Source organism: Sodalis praecaptivus, assembly GCF_000517425.1.
Taxonomy (GTDB): Bacteria; Pseudomonadota; Gammaproteobacteria; order Enterobacterales; family Enterobacteriaceae; genus Sodalis_A; species Sodalis_A praecaptivus.
The window spans coordinates 1,979,682-1,998,202 of the sequence record NZ_CP006569.1 but is presented as its reverse complement, the minus strand read 5'-3'; the positions used below and the strand labels follow the sequence as shown (position 1 = coordinate 1,998,202).

The window sequence follows — 18,521 nt, the reverse complement described above, 5'->3', positions numbered from 1 at the left end:
CTGCAATAACTCTTTGCCGCAGGAGTACGCCTTTCTCACCTCACAGCATAAGGGGCCTATTCATGACCAAGACGACAGTGCAAATCGGCAGTTTTGCCGTTGACGATGCCACCCTTTCCTCCGGGGACGATCACCGGGTCCAGAATATCGTCAGCATTCCGTGTAAATCCGACCCCGATCTGTGTTTGCAGCTCGATGGCTGGGATGAACAGACCGGTATCCCGGCGTTTCTGGACGGGAAAGAGCACATCTTGTTTCGCCAGCATTATGATCACGACAATGATGCCTGGATCATGCGCCTCGAATAACCGTCCCCTCCTCCCGTCCTCGCGGGAGGCTACCGTTGACCCTCCGTTACCCCTCATCAGCGCGCGGCGAGCCAGGCGCCAGCTTAAGTCATGGGATAAGGCATCGGCTCAGCGTGTCAGCTAAAAGCATCGAATGAGCGTGTCAGGTGATAGCGCCAGGCAAAAAAAATCAGCCCGCAGGCTGAGAAGAGTAAATAAAGCAAGAACAATACGAATGAGGGTAGGAAAATAATAATGCCCTCGCGGCGTTCGCGCGACCTATCGCTGTAATAGGATGATCGGCGCGCGCCCGTATCTTACGCGGGACGCCTGCTAAACTTACCGCCATGGATAAGCAACAGGAACGCGACAGCGAATGATACAGACCCGTGAACAGCTTGATGAAGTCCGCGACGCATGCCGCAAACTGGTGACCCAACGCGCCGCCCTGTCGGCCGGCGCCTCGGTCATTCCGCTGCCCGGCCTGGATATTGGTACCGATGTATCGATTCTTCTTGGGCTACTGCCGGCGATTAATGAGCGATTTGGCCTGAGCGAGCAGCAGCTGGCGCAGCTTCACCCCAACCGTAAAAAATATACCTTTATTGCCATCACCGGCGTCGGCAGCCGTCTCATCGGCAGGACCCTCACCCGCGAAGCGGTCAGCCACGCGCTTAAACGCGTCGGCGTGCGGGTCGCCACCAAGTCGGTGGCACGCTATGTCCCGCTGTTAGGCCAGGCGCTGGCGGCAGGCTTAAGCTTCAGCGCGATGAAATTGCTGGGGAATAGCCATATCGATGATTGTTACCGGGTGGTAAGCGAAGTGCTGCGGCAAACCGCCGCGCAGGACACCGACGCGCGACGGCAACCGCCGGCGACGCCCCAGGCGCGCTGACTCATCAAAATTCTTTATACTGGGCAATCGAAATATTTGCTGTTCATCCGTCGGACGCTGGATAAAAATAAACCTTTACGTTAGCACAGGATGACAGCAGGATGTCCGCCCACGCCCCTCATGCCCAAGTGTCCTCGCGTCTGCGCGCGCTGCAACCCTCGGTGACGCTGGTTATTTCCCAGCTCGCCCGCAAATTGTCCGCGGAAGGCCGCGACATCATCAACATGAGTTCCGGCGAGCTCGATTTTTCCACTCCCGAGCCTATCGTGCGCGAGGCCATTGCCGCTTTGCACGACGGACAGACCCGTTATACGGATGTCGGCGGCACCCCGGCGCTTAAGGCAGCGATTATCGCCAAATTCCGCCGCGAAAATCAGCTCGCCTTTACTCCCCGACAAATTATCGCCAGCACCGGCGCCAAGCAGATCATTTTCAATGCGCTGTTAGCGACCCTAGAGCCGGAAGATGAGGTGATTATCCCCGCCCCCTATTGGGTATCGTATCCCGAAATGGTGCGGTTGACCGGTGCCACGCCGCGCTACGTCGAGCCGGGCGAGCAGGACGGGTTTAAACTGACGCCCGCGCGTCTTGCTGCCGCGCTGAACGCGAACAGCCGTTGGTTACTGTTAAACTCACCGGGAAATCCGTCCGGGGCGCTTTATAGCGCGGAGGAATTGCGCGCGCTGGGCGAGGTTCTGGCGGCCTATCCTCGGGTGCTGGTGATGTCTGACGATATTTATGAACACATCGTCTATGAAGGGGAATTCGTGTCGTTCGCCACCGCCGTGCCATCCCTGGCGGCACGTACCCTTACCGTCAACGGCGTGTCGAAAGCCTATGCCATGACGGGCTGGCGCCTCGGTTACGCCGGCGGGCCGGAGTGGCTGATAGACGGGCTGGCGCTGCTGCAATCGCAAAGCACCTCCTGCCCCAGCGCTATCGGTCAGGCCGGCGCGCTGGCGGCGCTTAACGGCCCGCAAAGCTTACTGCCCGCGTGGTGCGGCCGCCTGCGGCTTCGCCGCGACCGGGCTTTGTCGATTTTGCGTCAGGCGCCCGACCTGCGGGTCGCAACGCCGCCCGCCGCGTTTTATCTGTTCGTAGATTGCCGCGCGCTTATCGGCAAGCAGAGCCCCTCGGCGGAGACGATCAATGACGACGTGGCGCTGGCCGCCTACCTATTGGAACACGCCGGGGTCGCGGTAGTGCCGGGCTCCGCCTTCGGTCTCGCGCATCATTTCCGCATCGCCTATAGCATAGCCGACGAACTTGTGGCGCGGGCCTGTGAGCGCATCGTCGCGGCCTGCAGGGCCCTGCGGTGATGCGCGACCAGCCGCTCCCTGCCCCGGATATTGCGCTGGCGCAGCGCTTATTTACCGAACTACAGCAATTGAGCTTCGACGGTCGCGGCATTAGCCGCGATAGCTACGGCGAGGGGGAACAGCGCGCCCACGATGTGCTGCACCGTACCGCGCGGGCGCTGGGGCTGCGCGTGGCCACCGATGCGGCGCTCAATCTTTATATGACGCTGCCCGGCACTTTGCCGGGTGCGCCGGCGGTGATCACCGGCTCCCATCTGGATTCGGTACCCTGCGGCGGCAATTTCGACGGCGCCGCCGGCGTGCTGGCCGGCATTGCCGTATTGGCGGGCTGGGTGGCGGCAGGTTACCGGCCGCAGCGGGATGTCACGGTAATGGCCATCCGCGCGGAGGAGAGCGCCTGGTTCCCAATTTCCTATTTAGGCAGCAAAGCGGCTTTCGGTCTGTTGCCGCCGTCGGCGATGCAGACGCCGCGGGCCGATAACGGGCGAACCCTGGCGCAGCATTTCGCCGACCGGGGCGCGGATGCCGCGCAATTCCTGGCGCAGCCGCCGTGGTTAAGCGCGGCGGCAATCGCCTGTTTTATCGAATTGCATATTGAACAGGGGCCGGTTCTGCTGAACAGCGGCATCCCGCTGGGCCTGGTGAGCGGTATATGCGGCAGTTTGCGTTATCGCGCGGCGCGCTGCGTTGGGCGCTACGCCCATTCGGGCGCCACTCCGCGCGGCCACCGGCAAGATGCGGTGGTGGCGACGGCGGCGCTGGTGACCGGCCTACATCTCCAATGGGGCGCGCTAGAGCAGGAGGGGCACGAGCTGACGGTGACCGTCGGCCAGTTTGCGACCCATCCCCAGCAGGCGGATTTCAGTAAAGTGAGCGGTGAAGTGGCCTTTTGCCTGGATTTTCGCTCGCGCAGCCCGCAAACGCTGTCGCTAATGGATGCCGCGCTGCGGCGCTTAATAGACGACATCAGCCTTCGGCACGGCGTACGCTTTGAACTCGGCGAGCAGACCGAAAGTGCGCCAGCGCAAATGGACCCCGCGCTACTGGCCGATTTGACGCGTGCGGCTGAGCAACAGCGCGTGCCCGCCCGCGTCATGCCCAGCGGCGCCGGCCATGACGCGGCGCTGTTCGCGGCGCAGGGCGTGCCCACCGCAATGTTATTCGTGCGCAACGCCAACGGTAGCCACAACCCCGCGGAAAGCATGGCGCTGGCGGATTTCGCCGCCGCCACCGGCGTGCTGGCGGCGCTTTTGGCCCGCCGTAGCGATACGCGGTGATCGGCGCCACGGCCGGAGCCGGACGCCGGGAGGATGCGGCGCCTTCGGCCGTGGTTGCGACATCGGCTGACTGACGCGCCCAACGAGGCTGTCGGCCACCCTGGCGCTGGCGCGGCGCGCGATGGCTAAATCTGGCTTAAACGCTTAACGATGCTGTCGCGCACGTTATCGATGTGGTTGGCGACGGCGGCGCGCGCCGCCTCGGCGTCGTTGGCGCGCAGAGCGGCAATGATCGCCAGGTGTTCATGGTGACCTTTGATGAAACGTTCCGGTACCTGGCGCATATTGAACATGCGGGTTTTGAGGCGCAGGCTTTCGATATACTGCATCAGCAGCGCATTACCGCTGTAATGGGCCAGCGCCTGGTGCAATTGGCTGTCTATCTGCCAATCCTGTTGGGGGCTGGGATCCGCCGCCGCCAGCAGCGCGTTGATACTCTCTTCAATCGCGTCAAGCGTTGCCGCCGGCACCCGCCCTGCGGCCAAGCGGGCGGCTTCCGCCTCCAGCGTGCGCCGCACGTGCAGCGTTTCGATAAGTTCGCGGATAGAGAACTCTTTAACCACCAGCGTTCTGCCGCCGCTGCGGCCGATAAAGCCCTCGTTTTCCAATTTATTCAGCGCGTCGCGTACCGGCGTGCGTGAAATCGTCAGCATCTCGGCGAGCCGGCGCTCCTGAAGGACGGTATTGACCGGGAGTTCACGATTTATCAGCATATTAAGCAGTACATCATAAGCCTTAACGCTGAGATTCTGTTCCCGTTCACCCATCATCTCGCCCGTCGTTTTAAAGGGATCCATAGCGTCGTTTCATATCGTCAACACCCCGATTAAAAAAGGCAGGCCGCAGGCCCGCCCTATGTGCAGACACGGCTGCTGCGCGGATGGCGCGCCCGCGCAACGCCGACCCGGCAGACTTAGGGCTGCAAGAGCGACCGGACCGGCTCTTTCGGATAGGGATCGTAGCCGACGATGGGAGTGACGAGTTTCGCATAGGTCCCATCCGCCACCATCTCCGCCAGCGCCTTGTTGACCGCCGCCGCCAGATGCGGTTTGCTCTTGGTAAAGGCGAACCCTTTTTGAATCCGGCTGACATAATCCGGCGTCTGGCGCAGCGGCAAATGCATGTCTTTTATCAAGTAGGCGTTACCGATAGAATCATTGATGACGCCGTCGATATTGCCGTTAGCCAAATCCTGCACCGCCGCGGTCACATCGATATAATTCTTCAGCGTTGCGCCGTGATCCACCGCCAGTTGCGCATAGGTCGAAGACACCTGCGCGCCGATGCGTTTACCTTTCAAATCCTGCGCGGAGGTAATCGATGAATCTTGCGGGATAATGATGCGGCCGCCGGACTCTATCCAGCCGTCGGAAAACAAAATCGCCTTTTGCCGCGCGGGGGTAATATCCATCGCCGCGCTGCTCATGTCAAACTGATTGGCCTGTAGCCCCACCAGTACCGAGTCCCATTTTGTGATCACGGGCACATATTCCAACTGCAGCCGTTTGGCCACTTCTTTCATGACGCGGATTTCCAACCCGTCCAGCTTGCCGTCGGCGCTGCGCATGCTAAAAGGCGGATCGGTACCTTCGGTCGCGACCGACAGCTTACCGGGCTGCTTAAGTTCCAGTGCGCCGTCATCGGCGGCGCTGGCGCCAAACAGCGGGGTCATTATGGCAACAACCGTGGCAATACAGAGTAAACGCTTGATTTTCATTGGTCGCTCTCATTAGGCTGCAAAAAAAATAAAGGGTGGTTCATGGCCTGCCGGCGCCGCACGCCTCAACGGCGGCGCACGGGACCGTTACCGTTTTTCGCTGGCCAGCAGCGCCAGCAATTCCGCCATTACCGTCGCGCCCAGCAGCGAGGTGATTTGGCCCGGACCGTCGTAGGTCGGGGTGATTTCGGTGACGTCGCATCCCACGAGATTGATGCCGGACAAGCGGCGCAGCAGCAGTAATGCTTCGCGCGCCGTGGGTCCCCCCGCTTCGGGGGTCTCCACCGCCGGCGCGGCGGCGGGATCGACAAAATCCATATCGAAGGTAATAAAGGTGGGCCGGCCGGCGGTGCGCGCGGCGATGCGTTCGGCCAGCGCCGCGATGCCCATCTCGAACATGGCGTCGGTGGTTACCACCTCGAAGCCCAAATCCAGCGACTGCGTGATATCCGTTGTTTGGAACAGCGATCCCCGCAAGCCGATCTGAATCGAGTGCGCGGGATCGATGATATTTTCCTCCACCCCGCGGCGGAACGGCGTGCCGGCGCTGTAGCGCTTGTCGGCGAAGTACTTATCCCAGGTGTCGCTGTGGGAGTCGAACTGCACCAGCGCTACCGGCCCGTGGCGTTTGGCGACAGCGCGCAGCTCCGCCAGCGTCACCGAATGATCGCCGCCAATGGCGCAGGGGATAACGCCGGCGTCCACCAGCGTCGACACCGCCTGCTCCATACGCGCCAGGGTCTCTTCTTCGTAGCCCGGCACCACCAGGGCATCCCCGGCATCCGCCACCCGCAGCACATCAAACACATTAATGTTGTCGCGATAGGGATTTATCGGCCGCAGCATAATGGACATTGCGCGCACGGCGTTGGGGGCAAACCGCGCGCCGGGTCGAAAAGGCGCGCCGGCGTCGGAGGGCAGGCCGATTATCGCCGCGTCCAGCACGCTCAGATCGGTTGCCATCGGCAGTCGCATAAAGGTCGGCACACCGCAGAAACGGGGGGTCTCCAGGGAGTTAGTCGGTAACACACTCATAGCTTACGTCCTTTGGGTTAACTTAAACGGCGCTGGCGCCGTTCAAGCCAGGCGGAAAATTCGGTCAAAAGCGAAGTCAGCAGCAGATAAATCAAGGCTGCGGCGATATAAAACTGGAACGGGCGGAATGTCGCGGAAATTATCGTCTGTGCGTACAGCGTGATATCAATGACGGTAATGGTCGACAGCAACGAGGTATTCTTCAGCGTCGAAATCGCCTCGTTGGTCAGCGGCGGTAAGACGATGCGGAACACCTGCGGCAAAATTATCCGCCGCATCACTTCCCCTTTGCTCATCCCGAGCGCATAGGCGGACTCCATCTGACTGCGCGGGATAGCTTGCAGCCCGGCGCGCATGATTTCCGCCACGTAGGCGCCGCTGTTGAGCCCCAGCGCCACGACGCCGGCGACGAACGGTGACAAATGGATCCCTATTTGCGGGAAGCCAAAATACACCACAAAGACCTGGATAAGCGCCGGGGTTCCGCGGATAAACCAGATATAAAACCGGCCGATGGCGCTGAAAAACCTCACCGACGACATTTTCGCCGACACGGCCAGGAAGCCGACGATCCAGCTTAAAACGATCGTGGCGACGGTTATCAGCAGCACGGTCCAACCGGCCTGCAGGAAACCCAGACCGTAGGTATCTATATCGCTCCAAAGCTGATTCATGGCTGCGCCTCCGGTGATGCCCGGCGGAGGTCCTGATGTAAAATGCGACGCAAAAATTGCCGCAAACGCGGACTTTCCGGATCATGAAGGACCTGTCCCGGCGGGCCGTCCTCCGCCATCACGCCCTGATCGAAAAACAGCACCCGGCTCGACACATCGCGGGCGAAAGCAATCTCGTGGGTCACCAGCAACATGGTCATCCCCTCCTCCGCCAGCGACGCCATCAGCGATAGCACCTCGCCCACCAGCTCGGGATCCAGCGCCGACGTTACCTCATCAAACAGCATCAGCTGCGGTTTCATCGCCAGCGCGCGGGCGATGGCCACCCGCTGCTGTTGTCCGCCGGAAAGCCGCGCGGGATACTGTTGCCGTTTCTCGTACAGGCCAACCCGAGAAAGCAGCGCTTCCGCCTCGTCAATAGCCTGCTTGCGCGGCAGTTTACGCACCCGGAGCGGCGCTTCGATCACATTTTCCAGCACCGTCATATGCGGCCAAAGGTTGTAGCTTTGAAACACCATGCCGATGCGGGCCCGTAGCAATTTCAATTGTGCGGGCGTCGGCTGAGCGCGCGCGCCCTCGCGGAAATCAAAGGAAAAATCCTCGAAGTCCATGAAACCGCTTTGCGGCATTTCCATGACATTCAAACAGCGCAGAAAGGTACTTTTGCCGGAACCGCTGGCACCAATGATGGACACCACTTCCCCGGCGTTAACGTTAAGAGCGACATTCTTTAAGACGTGCAAATCACCGTAACTTTTATTCAGCTCGCGGATCCGCAACAGCGGCGCGGACAACTCGCTCATGCCGTCCCCTCCCTGCCCGCGGCGGCAACGCCCCACCGCAGCCCGATGTCTGAGGGCTGGCGTGCGGCGCCGTTGATGGGCGTGATATCCTGCGGGCAGGCGGAAAGTACCAGCCAAATATCGCACTCGGCCCGCAATTGCAGCGTATCGCCGGCGACCGATCGGGGCGGCACCCGATCCAGGGCGCCGTCCGCGGCAACCGGTACATTCATGAATAAATTCAGCGAGGCGGGCGTAAACGGCAGCGACAACCCCTGCGCCGCTAGCGCCTCATGGAAATTATCGGTACAGCTGCGATGATAATCGCGGCAGCCCAATTCACGATAGATCGCGGCATTACAGGGGCAGAGCAGCGTATCGTGCCAGCCCGGCGTGCTGTCCGCTATCAACGTGAACAACGGGCGGCGGTGGTTACTGACGACCGTCATGCCGGTTTGGTAAAACAGATTGCTATTGACCGAGCGCGTATGGTCCATGGAAGCGTATTCCAGCACGTCCGCCTGCGTTAACGCCCAGGTATCGACCACCTGATTTCCCCGGATATTTTCAATTTCAAGAATCTGCCCGGACGTGAGCCCCACCGCGACACCCCGGCCGGCACCCAGACGGAAGCCATTGACAAAGCTGTGGTTTTTTGAGTTCATATGGTTCCTTACTGACATCGATTACGCAGGCATTCTTTGGAATTCCCTTGGTATACACTGGGAATGCAATTAAAATGCCATGACGCCATCCCGAACCGAGCGCGGTGTTTATCATGGAAAAATATTGTCTTATTCCGCAGCCCATCCACCCCTGCGGTATTGAAAGGCTGCGCGCACATGGCATCACGCCCGCGGTCGGTGTAGAGGCTTGCCGTGCAGCGCCAGCCGATCGGGTGGTTGCCGCCATCTATCGCAGCGGGCAATTTTCGCGCACTGAAATGGCGCAGTTGCCTTCTTTATGTGCAATCGGCGTCCACGGCGTCGGCATTGACGGTATTGATGTCGACGCCGCCGATGCTTTGGGCATCGCGGTATTCAACACGCCGGAAATGAATACCCGCTCGGTGGCTGAACATGCGCTGGCGCTAATGTTCGCGCTGACCAAACGGATCCCCGCGGCTGACAGCGCGCTGCGCACGGGTCACTTCGCCTTTAAATATGAGGGGGGATTGCGCGAGCTGCAGGACGCTCAGCTGGGGGTCATCGGGTTTGGCGCCATCGGCCGCGCGACGGCCACGCTGGCCCGCGGGCTGGGTATGCAAGTGCAGGTGCTGACCCGCCGCCCGGTGGCGGATATCGCCGCCATGGGTTTACGTCAGGCCGACAGCCTGTCCGCGCTGTTGGCCAACAGCGACATCGTTTCGCTACACCTCCCGTCCTTGCCGGAAACGCGCCATATCATCGACGCGCGGGCGCTGGCACAGATGAAATTGTCGGCCTATCTCATTAATACCAGCCGCGGCGCGCTGGTGGATGAGGCGGCGCTGGCGGACGCGCTGACACGCGGCGCCATCGCCGGCGCGGGACTTGATGTCTTTCAACAAGAGCCGGTTTTACGGGACAATCCGCTGCTCGGCTTGCCCAATGTGGTGCTGACGCCGCATATCGCCGCCTCCACCGAACAGGCGATGACGCGCATGGCAAACGCGGCGGTGGACGGGGTTTTGCGCGTGCTCGCCGGTGAGCCGCCCGCCTCGCTGGTGAACCCGGCGGTGTGGCCGCGCCGCCGGCAGCCCTGACGCGCCCCCCGCGCCGCCAACCCCGGCGTTAGCCCCCCGCCGCCAGCACCGCCTGCATCGGCGCGATGGTAAAACCCTGTGCCTCAAGCCGCGCGCGCAATGCCGCGGCCATCGCCACCGCGCCCGGTGTATCGCCATGCACGCAGATGCTGTCGATGCGCGACGGCAATATCCGTCCACTCACCGTTGTGATGGCCTGCTGCTCCAGCATGCGCAAAATACGCGTCGCCGCCTGCTGCGGATCGTGCAACACCGCGCCGTCAAGCTTGCGCGACAGCAGATTGCCGTTATCCGCATAGGCACGATCGGCATAAATCTCGCGCACCACCGGTAATCCTCGCTTGAGCGCCGCTTTCTCGGTCTCCATGCCGGGCATAACCACCATGATCAAGTCGCGATCGACGCTGTATATCGCCCGGGCCACCGCCTGCGCCAGGGCGGGATCTTCCGCCGCCAGATTGCCCAGCGCGCCATGGGTTTTAACGTGCCGCAAAGGGATGCCTATGCTTTTTGCCAACCCCTGTAGGGCGCCGATTTGATAAACGATCTGCCGCTCTATCTGCGCCGGGCTATCCCCCAGGATTTGTCGACGGCCAAACCCCTGTAAATCATAAAAACCGGGATGGGCGCCCGCACCGACGCCCTGGGCGTGGGCCAGGCTGAGCGTGCTATGCATCACCTCCGGATCCCCGGCGTGGAAGCCGCAGGCGATATTCGCCGAGCTAACGATCTCCAGCATGCGCCCATCATCCCCCATCGCCCACGGTCCAAAGCTCTCGCCCATATCGCTATTTAAATCGATTAACATGCTTTTTTGTCTCCCGGTTGGCCGTATGCGGCACGCTGGCATCATTCTTGCCTAATAGCTGGCTTAGGAAAAACGCTGTGCATTGACAGCCTTTTTTCGGTATGCCAAAAGTATTCCAAAAACACCCGCTGAGTAAAGCCCTGCGCTTTCATGCAGGGCAAAACAGGATATTCGCGTGCGACAAAGCCTAAATACCCCCTCGTGGCGCATTTTGCCCATTGCCGATCAGGCGGTTTGCGTAGACTTCGGGGAAGTCATCGATGAACAGATTAATCAACGGGTCACCGCGCTGGCGGCCAGAGTCAGGGGCGCGGCGCTGACCGGCGTCCTCTCGCTGATCCCCACATATCGGGCGTTAACCGTCGCCTACGATTCCACCCAGATCAGACAGACGCAGCTGGTGGCGCAGCTGCAGGAACTGTTGAGACAGCCAGACGCCGCCGGCCAACGGGCGAAGTGCTGGACTATCCCGGTCAGTTACGGCGGCGAGCACGGCGTGGATCTGGCGGATCTGGCCGCGCTGCACCATCTCACGCCGCAGCAGGTAATAGATCTGCACAGCGCGGCCCTTTACCGGGTGTATATGATAGGGTTTATGCCCGGCTTTGCCTATCTCGGCGGTCTGGTTCCGCGCCTGCATACTTCACGCCGGGAATCACCACGTCTGAAAACCCCCGCCGGCAGCATCAGCATCGGCGGTATGCAGACCGCCGTCGGTTCGGTAGAAGCACCCAGCGGCTGGCATTTGATCGGCCGTACGCCGGTGCGCAGTTTCGTACCGGACCGCGAGCAGCCGTTTTTGTTCAGCGCCGGCGACCGGATCCGTTTTACGCCGGTCTGTGCGGGCACCTTTACACGTCTGCAGGCGCAAGGCGATTATCTTCCCGACTGGACATGGCAATAATGGCGAATGGTTTAGAAGTACTGACCCCCGGCGTCTATACCACCGTACAAGACGAGGGACGGTTTGGTTTTGAAGATTACGGCGTGCCGCCCTCGGGCGCCATGGATGAGATGAGTTTCAGCATCGCCAATGCCCTGGTGGGCAATCCGGCCTCGACGGGCGCGCTGGAATTCACCCTGACCGGCGCAACGCTGCGCCTGACCGGGTCCGCCCCCTGCCGTTTCGCCGTGACCGGCGATATGCAATTGACGCTTGATGATAAGCCGCTTACGACCCACTGCCGCCACACTCTGCTGCCGGGCAGTACGCTGCGCGTGATGCGCGCTTGCAGCGGCGCCCGCGGCTATCTGGCGGTGGCGGGCGGTTTCGCCATCGCGCCGGTGATGGGCAGCGTATCCACGCTGGCGCGCGCCGCGCTCGGCGGTTTAGCCGGCCGGCCGTTGCAAAAGGGAGACTGGCTACCGCTGGCGGCAACGCCCGACACCGTACCGCGTCAGCCCAGCCGGCCGGCGCAGCGGCTCATGCCCCAGCGCGAACGCCGGCCAGTGCGGGTGGTGGCGGGGCCGCAGGAGGGGCATTTTGGTCAGGTCGGGCTGGCGTGTTTTCTCGCCGGCGAGTACCGCGTCAGCGGTGAAAGTGATCGGATGGGCTACCGCTTGAGTGGACCGCCCGTGCCCCACGTGCAGGGATTCAACATTGTATCCGACGCCATCTCCCGCGGCAGTATTCAGATCCCCGGTAACGGACAGCCGATTATCGCCATGAACGATCGCCAGACGACCGGCGGTTACCCCAAAATCGCCACCGTGATTCGCGCCGATCTGGCCCGGCTGGGGCAGCATAAACCCGGCGACAGCCTGCGCTTCGAGCTGGTCAGCGTGGAAAAAGCGGAAAGCCTTTGGATAGGCCGACACCAGCATATGCAGCGCTGGCTGGGGGAATTACGCGAGGCCGCGCTGCGGGGTTAGCGCGCACCACATCGCGTGCGGTGGCACGGCGGCCGTCGCCCGTTAGCCGGTCTGGGCCTCTGTCGCCGCGGCGCGCAGGAAACCGGTTATCAGCTGATGCAGCGGCGATTGACGCCAACTGTAACGCATGACGACAATCAATTCACGGTAGAAAGTCAACGACTCCCCCAGCGGCACGACGCGCACGCGTTCGGCACGCTCGCGCCATTGCCCCGCCAACGGCACCAAAGCCACGCCAAGATTGTGCTCCACCATGCGCACAATCGCGTCAATCTCATCAATTTCCAGCGCTATTTTTGGCGTCAAGCGCTCGCGCCGCAAAAATTGACTGACCATCCTGCCGCCAAACGACGTGCGATCATAACGGATAAACGGCGCAGCGCGCAGCAGCGCCAGCGGATCCTCTCCTTTCATACCCAATGGTGTGACCAGCACAAACGGCTCGCGCAGCAGCGGTTCGCTGTAAAGGTCTTTGGTTAACACGAAATCCGGTTTAATCACCACGGCCAAATCGATATTACCCGCCTCGACCTGATTGAGCAGATTAAACGAGACGCCGGGAATGATTTGGGTTTCCAGATCCGGCGCCTGGCGCTGCAGGCGCAGCAGTACCTGCGGCAGCAACCCGGTTTGGGTGGTGGAAATGGCGCCAATCCTGATCGTGCCGCGGTATTCGCTGACGGTCGCCGGCTGGCGCATGCGGCCGAAAAGCGTCATGATTTCCTGCGCGAGCGGCAGCACCCGCTGCCCGTTGGCATTGAGCACGGCCGCACGGCCGCTGCGATCGAACAGCAGCATGCCGAGATGTTGCTCCAGCAGACGAATCTGGGCGCTAACCGCCGATTGCGTCAGGCCAATGCGCTGGCCGGCCGCTGAAAACGTGCCATAGCGGGTCACGGCGATGAAGGTGTGCAGTTCGCGCAGCATGGGTATCACTTAGCAAAATTTTTGATGAGTAGTAGCGATAATATTCGCTTTTAATAAAAATATTTCAAGGTAAGAATAGCCTGCAACGGCCGATTTCCGGCTTTAACAGGAGAGTACCCATGGCCCTGAGCCCGTTTCATTTAGCCATTCCGGTTGACGATCTGCCCGCCGCGCGCCGCTTTTACCGGGATATATTCGGCTTGGCGGAAGGCCGCTCCAGCGATCAGTGGGTGGACTTCGATTTTTACGGTCATCAGTTAGTGATCCATGAACAGGCCAAAACGCCGGTACAGCAGGCACTGGGCACCAATCCGGTGGATGGCCATGACGTTCCCGTGCCGCATTTTGGCATTGTTTTATCTTGGGAAGAGTGGGAAGCGCTGGCGGCGCGGCTGCGCGATTTCGCTACGGAATTCGTTATCGAACCTTATGTTCGGTTTAAAGGTCAGGTCGGTGAACAAGCGACCATGTTTCTGCTCGACCCTTGCGGCAATGCGCTGGAATTCAAAGCCTTTAAGGACAGAAGCCAGCTGTTTGCCAAATAAGCCGCCGGGCTGATTGACCTAAGACAAACGCGGCCAACGGGCGCTAACCGACGATGGCGATGCGCTATCGTCGTCGCACGGGTTAAGACCCTTTTATCCCTACATCATCGACGCCGCGTAGCGCATAACGCCCTCCCCGCCACCAAAAAACACCGTTGTCGAAAAACAGCGCCGGCTGTAACGCTGTGCCTAGCGCAGTATGCGGAGGCGGCGATAACTGGCGTTATGCTCCCTTACTCGGCATTTCTTTGCACTCCCCTATCCCATCCACAGCGAGGAGACGGTGACGTGCGCTAATTGCCATACCGCCCGCCAAAGCTTTATATCGCTACGCTCGGCTCCTTTGCTGGCAACAGGGAATGTTTTCACCGCGACAAATCCCGGCCACAGGTTGATTAAATCTGCCGGCTGTTTCTTGTTTATTAGAAACAAAGTTCCCCCGCACTTTTACCGCCGGTGACATTTACAATAGTGTCACAGGTGCATAATTTTTCATTTGAAGAGGAACGGATTGGCCGGCATGACGAATCGCGCTTTTGCCATTGACTTCCTATCCCATTGATCATGTAATAAAAAAGAATAATCCTTCTGGAACGACTCGTGACTAAATTACTCTATTCTTATAAGAAACTCGTGCGTTTTATTATTGCGATAATTTGCATTATTATATTACTACTGGGTGTTTTCATTTATTTCATTTTTGGCAAACGGGCGGATCTGACTAACTCGAAGTAATAGACGATTCGCATGAGAATCGAGACTGTAGTTGTACCGGTCGCAATCGGAATGCACTATTTATCCGAGCATCTCCCGGTCGCCGTATTTTACTCGCGCGGCCAGTGCCGCGGAGATCCGCCGCGGCGGGCATCATGGCCTGGAGCCCGATTGCCCTCTCCCGCACCCCATGCTGCGCCCGCCGCGCCTTCGCGCCTTCGCGCCTTCGCGCCTTCGCGCCTTCGCGCCTTCGCGCCTTCGCGCCTTCGCGCCTTCGCGCCTTCGCGCCTTCGCGCAGCGAGCATAAGAGAGCGGGAGGGGCGGGAGTCAATACCGCTGCTGGCTAACGCCCTCCAGCATGCTTCTGAGTCCTTGAACAACCGGCCTTCTGCCTCGCCATGGCGACAAATGGATCATCTCTACGCGGGATGGGCCTTCCGGCGGTGCGTTTTTGCCGGCGCTCGTCGTATGCCATTGTTCACAGGCGGCGACAAACCGCGCCTCCAGCATTCCAGCCGCGCGAGCGTTGTCCTCACGTTCAACGCAGGTCATCGCTCCCCGCTTGTTGACCGTAAAGACGTTGTTCAATAAACCGAAAGCCTCCTCCGTTAATAGCACTTCTCTGATCATCGTGTCGTCGTAGCTAAGGCGCACCGCGATGCGCCCATCGCAAAACCGCCCCTGCAGGCCATATTGGCTTCTAAGCTCCGGCGGACTATTGTCAATCATGCGGATAAAGCCCAACACATGTCTTAAGGCCTTAATATCCTTCACCGGCATTCTATCCAAAATGCGTGGCCGGTTAATATTCAATAGATTAAATAAGACTTCGTAATCTTCCTGTAACGAACGTCCAGTGAAAATATATCTGATGAAATCTACCGTTTTGCGCCATAAATTGAAGTGATACACACTTTGATCGCCGGCTATCATTCTTCCGGCCAGGCTGGCGGAAATAGCCATATTCACCTTCCCTGATGATGTCTGTGCTGCAGTCCTCATAGACAGTTCCCTCTATCATTTTTCGAGTCTTATACAAGCTACCGTGCTGGGCAGAAATCTTTCTACGACAACCCTGAAAAGATAATCCCCGACCGACAACGCGAAATCGGTTTCCCTTATTCAACGGCATATTTCAGCTCATGATTTTACCGTTTTTTCATCGCATTCATAGTCAATTTCCAACACCATGCGCAAGAGTGCCGCAACCGGTTCAAACAACGCTTCCGGTATTCTGTCGCCGCAACCGACATGCTGGAAAAGCGCCCGCGCGAGGGGGATATTCTCCACAACCGGCACGGCGGCGCGTTGCGCCAGGTCAACAATTTGGCCCGCACGTCCCGCCATACCTTTATCCAGCACGCGCGGCACCGGCATCTCTTGGGGATGGTATCCCAGGCATATCGCAATATGGGTCGGATTACGTATCACCACCGCCGAGCGTTTTACATTATGCGCCAAACTTCCGCTTTGAATTTCATGCTGCATTTCGTAGCGGCGACGTTTCATGTAGGGGTCGCCTTCTGCGTCTTTATATTCCTGTTTCACCTCTTCTTTGCTCATTCTTTGCTGTTTCAGCGTGTTATGGGCCTGGAATGCATAATCGAGTATGCCAAGAACAATATAAAAGCCGATTAAGCCAAACCACATCCAGCGGATGAAGGTGGAAAACAGCGGCAATGCGCAGCGGCTATTGCAAAACGGCAACGCCTGAAACGTTGGTGCATAAAAATAGAACAAGCCGGCGAAAATCAGCGTCAATGCCACCACTTTGCCCATTGATTTGCACAATTCTATGAGGCTATGCAGTGAAAAAATTTGTTTTAAATTGCTGACCGGATTTATACGCCGCCCCTTGATGCCCACGGCTTTGCTGGCCAGGACGACCCCAACCTGCAGCAGCACACTGCCAACGGTGGCCAGCGCTAACATACCGCCGAACAGCGCAAACATCAATCCGGCCGACGACAGTACAACATGCATTAGCTGGTTCAAAGCAAAAATAAAAGGGCGATTAATCAGGTTTATGGACAGAATAATCAGCGCCGAGACGCGTTCCAGCACCGCCTCGGCAAACAGATGCCAGAAAAGGAGGATTACCGCCAGTTGAGCGCCCGAGGTAATTTCATTGCTTTTTATCACCTGCCCTTCTTTACGGCCGTCGCGTCGTCGCTTTTCGGTCGGCTTCTCGGTTTTTTCACTCATGCCGCAACCACCCTGCGCTTAAGGACGGGTAAAGCGTTTCCGTCTCGCGCAGATAATGATGGAATGCATAAGGCAAAGACAGCAGCAGGAGTAACAGCGCCAACGCGCTTTTGATCGGCATCGATAAGAAAAAGACATTCAACTGCCGTGCGGAGCGATTGATCAAGCCGAGCGCCAGATCCGCCAATATCATACTGAGCACCGCCGGCAGGGAAAAACTCAGGCACAGACGATAGAGCAATTGCCACTGCATCAGAATGAAATCAAACAGCCTGTGGTCTAGCGCCAGCGTGGTGCCCGGCGGGAAGGCGCGATAGGAGTCGTACAGCGCGCTGAGCAACAGATTTATGCCGCCCCCAAGGAAGAACAGCGCGCATAAAAATTGGCTGAATAACAGGCCAAACAGCGAGGTCTGCATCGCCATAGCCGGATTATATACGGATCCCATCGTGGCGCCGCGCAAGGTATCGATAAGAAAACCCGCCATATCCACCGCCCAGAAGGGAATGGCGGCGCAAAATCCGAGGATGACGCCGATAAGCAGCTCCCCCGGCAGTTGTTGCAGCCAACCCCAGCCGCGCAGCTGCGCCGCCTGCTCATGCACCAGCGGCAGGACGGGCACCATCAGCGCCAGCAGCACGCTATTTCTTATCAGAGCGGTCCCGAGACTGCGGGTATTGAGCAGCGGGAACAGCAATGTCAGGCCAAGGGGACGAATCAGCGTGAACGCCACCGTCACTACCCCGTCGGTTAGCGCAATCATCCGCCGCGCACGCCGATTTGCAGCAAGACCTGGCGCGTATAGCCCAGCAAGATCCCGCCGAGCCAGGGATAACTAGCCATAAGGGTTATCGCCACCGCCAGCAGCTTTATCATGAATTGCAGGGTCTGATCCTGAATTTGCGTTAACGCCTGAAACAGGCTGACCAGAATACCGACGGCGGACGCCACCAGCACCACCGGTAAAGAGGTGATTAGCACAATCCACATCAGTTGGGTCACCAAATGGGTCAGGGCGGCGTCGTTCATGAAAAGCTCTGCACCAGCTGCGAGAGAATCAAGTCCCAACCGCCCGCCAGCAGGAAAATCAAGAGCTTGAACGGCAGTGAAATCGTCATCGGCGAGACCATCATCATTCCCATCGCCAATAGTACATTGGACACCAGTAGGTCGATGGCGAGGAACGGCAGATAAATCAGCAGGCCGATGCGAAAAGCCTGACTGAGCTGGCTGACGGTAAACGCCGGCAGCAGGATGAGCAGCGAGTCCGGCCTGACCTGCCGGCGCGCCTCTTCCGGCCAGGTCTTGGCTATCAGGTTGTGGAAATAGCGAATTTCTTTCTCATCGGCATTGCGGCGTAAAAACTGGCGATAAGGGCCCAGCGCTTTGCCGTCGTAACCGCTCGCCCATGGCGGGTCGCCGGGCGCGGCGACCGGATGCCATTGGGCTTTGACCGCTAAGGCCGTCGGGGCCATGATGAACAGCGACATGATAAGCGCCAGGCCGTACAGCGCCATGTTGGGTGGCACCTGTTGGATCCCCAGCGCATTGCGCAAAATTGATAACACCACCGCCAGTTTCAGAAATGAAGTGCCCATCACCACCGCCAGCGGCAGTAGGGAAAGGACCACCAGCAGAATGATCAACTGCCAGGGCGAGTCAGGTAATGACATAGTGTAATCCGGTTGATGGGCTTCTTGCCGACGTTATCGCACCGCCC

21 protein-coding genes are annotated in these 18,521 nt (G+C 59.3%); 8 read left to right on the top strand and 13 right to left on the bottom strand.

Going from position 1 to position 18,521, the window contains the following annotated elements:
- Nucleotides 1-62: 62 nt before the first annotated feature.
- The 4 genes from SANT_RS08920 (at nt 63) to SANT_RS08905 (ending at nt 3,778) form a co-directional block, all read left to right on the top strand.
- Nucleotides 63-308 (top strand): DUF1480 family protein, encoded by a 246-nt coding sequence (locus SANT_RS08920; protein ID WP_025421949.1) that lies wholly within the window; start codon nt 63-65, stop codon nt 306-308.
- Nucleotides 309-663: 355 nt separating this feature from the next.
- The gene (locus SANT_RS08915; RefSeq protein WP_025421948.1) at nt 664-1,182 is read left to right on the top strand and encodes a hypothetical protein; all 519 of its coding nucleotides are present in this window, start codon (nt 664-666) and stop codon (nt 1,180-1,182) included.
- A gap of 101 nt (nt 1,183-1,283) precedes the next feature.
- Nucleotides 1,284-2,501: a pyridoxal phosphate-dependent aminotransferase gene (locus SANT_RS08910; RefSeq protein ID WP_025421947.1), complete on the top strand. Its 1,218-nt coding sequence runs from the start codon at nt 1,284-1,286 to the stop codon at nt 2,499-2,501.
- Nucleotides 2,501-3,778, top strand: coding sequence for a Zn-dependent hydrolase (locus tag SANT_RS08905; protein WP_025421946.1), 1,278 nt, complete (start codon nt 2,501-2,503; stop codon nt 3,776-3,778). Before SANT_RS08910 ends, SANT_RS08905 begins: the two co-directional genes overlap by 1 nt.
- Before the next feature lie 125 nt (nt 3,779-3,903).
- Here the strand turns inward: SANT_RS08905 and SANT_RS08900 are convergent, their stop codons facing one another.
- From SANT_RS08900 to SANT_RS08875, 6 genes are all read right to left on the bottom strand, one after another.
- Complete coding sequence (locus SANT_RS08900; protein ID WP_025421945.1) at nt 3,904-4,575, bottom strand: GntR family transcriptional regulator; 672 nt, start codon at nt 4,573-4,575, stop codon at nt 3,904-3,906.
- Nucleotides 4,576-4,691: 116 nt separating this feature from the next.
- Nucleotides 4,692-5,495 carry a transporter substrate-binding domain-containing protein gene (locus SANT_RS08895; protein ID WP_025421944.1) on the bottom strand — a complete coding sequence of 268 codons (804 nt, stop codon included), beginning with the start codon at nt 5,493-5,495 and terminating at the stop codon, nt 4,692-4,694.
- Nucleotides 5,496-5,582: 87 nt separating this feature from the next.
- Complete coding sequence (locus SANT_RS08890) at nt 5,583-6,530, bottom strand: agmatinase (RefSeq protein WP_025421943.1); 948 nt, start codon at nt 6,528-6,530, stop codon at nt 5,583-5,585.
- Nucleotides 6,531-6,547: 17 nt separating this feature from the next.
- Nucleotides 6,548-7,204, bottom strand: coding sequence for an amino acid ABC transporter permease (locus SANT_RS08885; RefSeq protein ID WP_025421942.1), 657 nt, complete (start codon nt 7,202-7,204; stop codon nt 6,548-6,550).
- The gene (locus tag SANT_RS08880; protein ID WP_025421941.1) at nt 7,201-8,007 is read right to left on the bottom strand and encodes an amino acid ABC transporter ATP-binding protein; all 807 of its coding nucleotides are present in this window, start codon (nt 8,005-8,007) and stop codon (nt 7,201-7,203) included. Before SANT_RS08880 ends, SANT_RS08885 begins: the two co-directional genes overlap by 4 nt.
- The gene (locus SANT_RS08875) at nt 8,004-8,651 is read right to left on the bottom strand and encodes a DUF1989 domain-containing protein (protein ID WP_025421940.1); all 648 of its coding nucleotides are present in this window, start codon (nt 8,649-8,651) and stop codon (nt 8,004-8,006) included. Before SANT_RS08875 ends, SANT_RS08880 begins: the two co-directional genes overlap by 4 nt.
- Before the next feature lie 113 nt (nt 8,652-8,764).
- Between SANT_RS08875 and SANT_RS08870 the strand changes: the two genes are divergently transcribed.
- On the top strand, nt 8,765-9,730 hold the full coding sequence (locus SANT_RS08870) for a hydroxyacid dehydrogenase (RefSeq protein ID WP_051440140.1): 966 nt from the start codon (nt 8,765-8,767) through the stop codon (nt 9,728-9,730).
- 28 nt (nt 9,731-9,758) lie between these two features.
- Here the strand turns inward: SANT_RS08870 and SANT_RS08865 are convergent, their stop codons facing one another.
- The gene (locus SANT_RS08865; protein WP_025421938.1) at nt 9,759-10,538 is read right to left on the bottom strand and encodes a LamB/YcsF family protein; all 780 of its coding nucleotides are present in this window, start codon (nt 10,536-10,538) and stop codon (nt 9,759-9,761) included.
- 175 nt (nt 10,539-10,713) lie between these two features.
- On the opposite strand from SANT_RS08865, the gene pxpB reads away from it, so the two are divergent.
- Both pxpB and SANT_RS08855 read left to right on the top strand, forming a co-directional pair.
- Complete coding sequence (gene pxpB, locus SANT_RS08860; RefSeq protein ID WP_025421937.1) at nt 10,714-11,442, top strand: 5-oxoprolinase subunit PxpB; 729 nt, start codon at nt 10,714-10,716, stop codon at nt 11,440-11,442.
- Nucleotides 11,442-12,410, top strand: a complete 969-nt coding sequence (locus SANT_RS08855) for a biotin-dependent carboxyltransferase family protein (RefSeq protein ID WP_025421936.1) — start codon at nt 11,442-11,444, stop codon at nt 12,408-12,410. Before pxpB ends, SANT_RS08855 begins: the two co-directional genes overlap by 1 nt.
- Nucleotides 12,411-12,452: 42 nt before the next feature.
- On the opposite strand, the gene SANT_RS08850 is transcribed toward SANT_RS08855, so the two are convergent.
- Complete coding sequence (locus tag SANT_RS08850) at nt 12,453-13,337, bottom strand: LysR family transcriptional regulator (RefSeq protein WP_025421935.1); 885 nt, start codon at nt 13,335-13,337, stop codon at nt 12,453-12,455.
- Nucleotides 13,338-13,456: 119 nt separating this feature from the next.
- Between SANT_RS08850 and SANT_RS08845 the strand changes: the two genes are divergently transcribed.
- Nucleotides 13,457-13,882 carry a VOC family protein gene (locus tag SANT_RS08845; RefSeq protein ID WP_025421934.1) on the top strand — a complete coding sequence of 142 codons (426 nt, stop codon included), beginning with the start codon at nt 13,457-13,459 and terminating at the stop codon, nt 13,880-13,882.
- A 1,041-nt stretch (nt 13,883-14,923) separates the two neighbouring features.
- On the opposite strand, the gene SANT_RS24055 is transcribed toward SANT_RS08845, so the two are convergent.
- The 5 genes from SANT_RS24055 to sctR all read right to left on the bottom strand — a co-directional run bounded on the left by SANT_RS24055 (nt 14,924) and on the right by sctR (nt 18,474).
- Nucleotides 14,924-15,559 carry a hypothetical protein gene (locus SANT_RS24055; protein WP_025421933.1) on the bottom strand — a complete coding sequence of 212 codons (636 nt, stop codon included), beginning with the start codon at nt 15,557-15,559 and terminating at the stop codon, nt 14,924-14,926.
- Nucleotides 15,560-15,736: 177 nt separating this feature from the next.
- A complete protein-coding gene (locus SANT_RS08835) occupies nt 15,737-16,801 on the bottom strand; it encodes an EscU/YscU/HrcU family type III secretion system export apparatus switch protein (protein WP_025421932.1) in 1,065 nt (354 codons plus the stop codon).
- A complete protein-coding gene (locus tag SANT_RS08830; protein WP_025421931.1) occupies nt 16,794-17,564 on the bottom strand; it encodes an EscT/YscT/HrcT family type III secretion system export apparatus protein in 771 nt (256 codons plus the stop codon). The genes SANT_RS08835 and SANT_RS08830 overlap by 8 nt, the downstream gene beginning before the upstream one ends.
- Nucleotides 17,561-17,830 carry an EscS/YscS/HrcS family type III secretion system export apparatus protein gene (locus SANT_RS08825; RefSeq protein ID WP_025245118.1) on the bottom strand — a complete coding sequence of 90 codons (270 nt, stop codon included), beginning with the start codon at nt 17,828-17,830 and terminating at the stop codon, nt 17,561-17,563. The genes SANT_RS08830 and SANT_RS08825 overlap by 4 nt, the downstream gene beginning before the upstream one ends.
- Nucleotides 17,827-18,474 carry a type III secretion system export apparatus subunit SctR gene (sctR, locus tag SANT_RS08820; RefSeq protein WP_025421930.1) on the bottom strand — a complete coding sequence of 216 codons (648 nt, stop codon included), beginning with the start codon at nt 18,472-18,474 and terminating at the stop codon, nt 17,827-17,829. Before sctR ends, SANT_RS08825 begins: the two co-directional genes overlap by 4 nt.
- Nucleotides 18,475-18,521: the final 47 nt, after the last annotated feature.

Coding starts and splice junctions, on each gene's coding strand:
- SANT_RS08845 (WP_025421934.1), top strand. CDS start 13,457: ATGGCCCTGAGCCCGTTTCATTTAGCCATTCCGGTTGACGATCTGCCC.
- SANT_RS24055 (WP_025421933.1), bottom strand. CDS start 15,559: ATGGCTATTTCCGCCAGCCTGGCCGGAAGAATGATAGCCGGCGATCAA.
- SANT_RS08825 (WP_025245118.1), bottom strand. CDS start 17,830: ATGAACGACGCCGCCCTGACCCATTTGGTGACCCAACTGATGTGGATT.
- SANT_RS08905 (WP_025421946.1), top strand. CDS start 2,501: ATGCGCGACCAGCCGCTCCCTGCCCCGGATATTGCGCTGGCGCAGCGC.
- SANT_RS08880 (WP_025421941.1), bottom strand. CDS start 8,007: ATGAGCGAGTTGTCCGCGCCGCTGTTGCGGATCCGCGAGCTGAATAAA.
- SANT_RS08870 (WP_051440140.1), top strand. CDS start 8,765: ATGGAAAAATATTGTCTTATTCCGCAGCCCATCCACCCCTGCGGTATT.
- SANT_RS08920 (WP_025421949.1), top strand. CDS start 63: ATGACCAAGACGACAGTGCAAATCGGCAGTTTTGCCGTTGACGATGCC.
- SANT_RS08895 (WP_025421944.1), bottom strand. CDS start 5,495: ATGAAAATCAAGCGTTTACTCTGTATTGCCACGGTTGTTGCCATAATG.
- SANT_RS08885 (WP_025421942.1), bottom strand. CDS start 7,204: ATGAATCAGCTTTGGAGCGATATAGATACCTACGGTCTGGGTTTCCTG.
- SANT_RS08875 (WP_025421940.1), bottom strand. CDS start 8,651: ATGAACTCAAAAAACCACAGCTTTGTCAATGGCTTCCGTCTGGGTGCC.
- SANT_RS08915 (WP_025421948.1), top strand. CDS start 664: ATGATACAGACCCGTGAACAGCTTGATGAAGTCCGCGACGCATGCCGC.
- SANT_RS08910 (WP_025421947.1), top strand. CDS start 1,284: ATGTCCGCCCACGCCCCTCATGCCCAAGTGTCCTCGCGTCTGCGCGCG.
- sctR (WP_025421930.1), bottom strand. CDS start 18,474: ATGTCATTACCTGACTCGCCCTGGCAGTTGATCATTCTGCTGGTGGTC.
- SANT_RS08835 (WP_025421932.1), bottom strand. CDS start 16,801: ATGAGTGAAAAAACCGAGAAGCCGACCGAAAAGCGACGACGCGACGGC.
- SANT_RS08830 (WP_025421931.1), bottom strand. CDS start 17,564: ATGATTGCGCTAACCGACGGGGTAGTGACGGTGGCGTTCACGCTGATT.
- SANT_RS08900 (WP_025421945.1), bottom strand. CDS start 4,575: ATGGATCCCTTTAAAACGACGGGCGAGATGATGGGTGAACGGGAACAG.
- SANT_RS08850 (WP_025421935.1), bottom strand. CDS start 13,337: ATGCTGCGCGAACTGCACACCTTCATCGCCGTGACCCGCTATGGCACG.
- SANT_RS08890 (WP_025421943.1), bottom strand. CDS start 6,530: ATGAGTGTGTTACCGACTAACTCCCTGGAGACCCCCCGTTTCTGCGGT.
- SANT_RS08855 (WP_025421936.1), top strand. CDS start 11,442: ATGGCGAATGGTTTAGAAGTACTGACCCCCGGCGTCTATACCACCGTA.
- SANT_RS08865 (WP_025421938.1), bottom strand. CDS start 10,538: ATGTTAATCGATTTAAATAGCGATATGGGCGAGAGCTTTGGACCGTGG.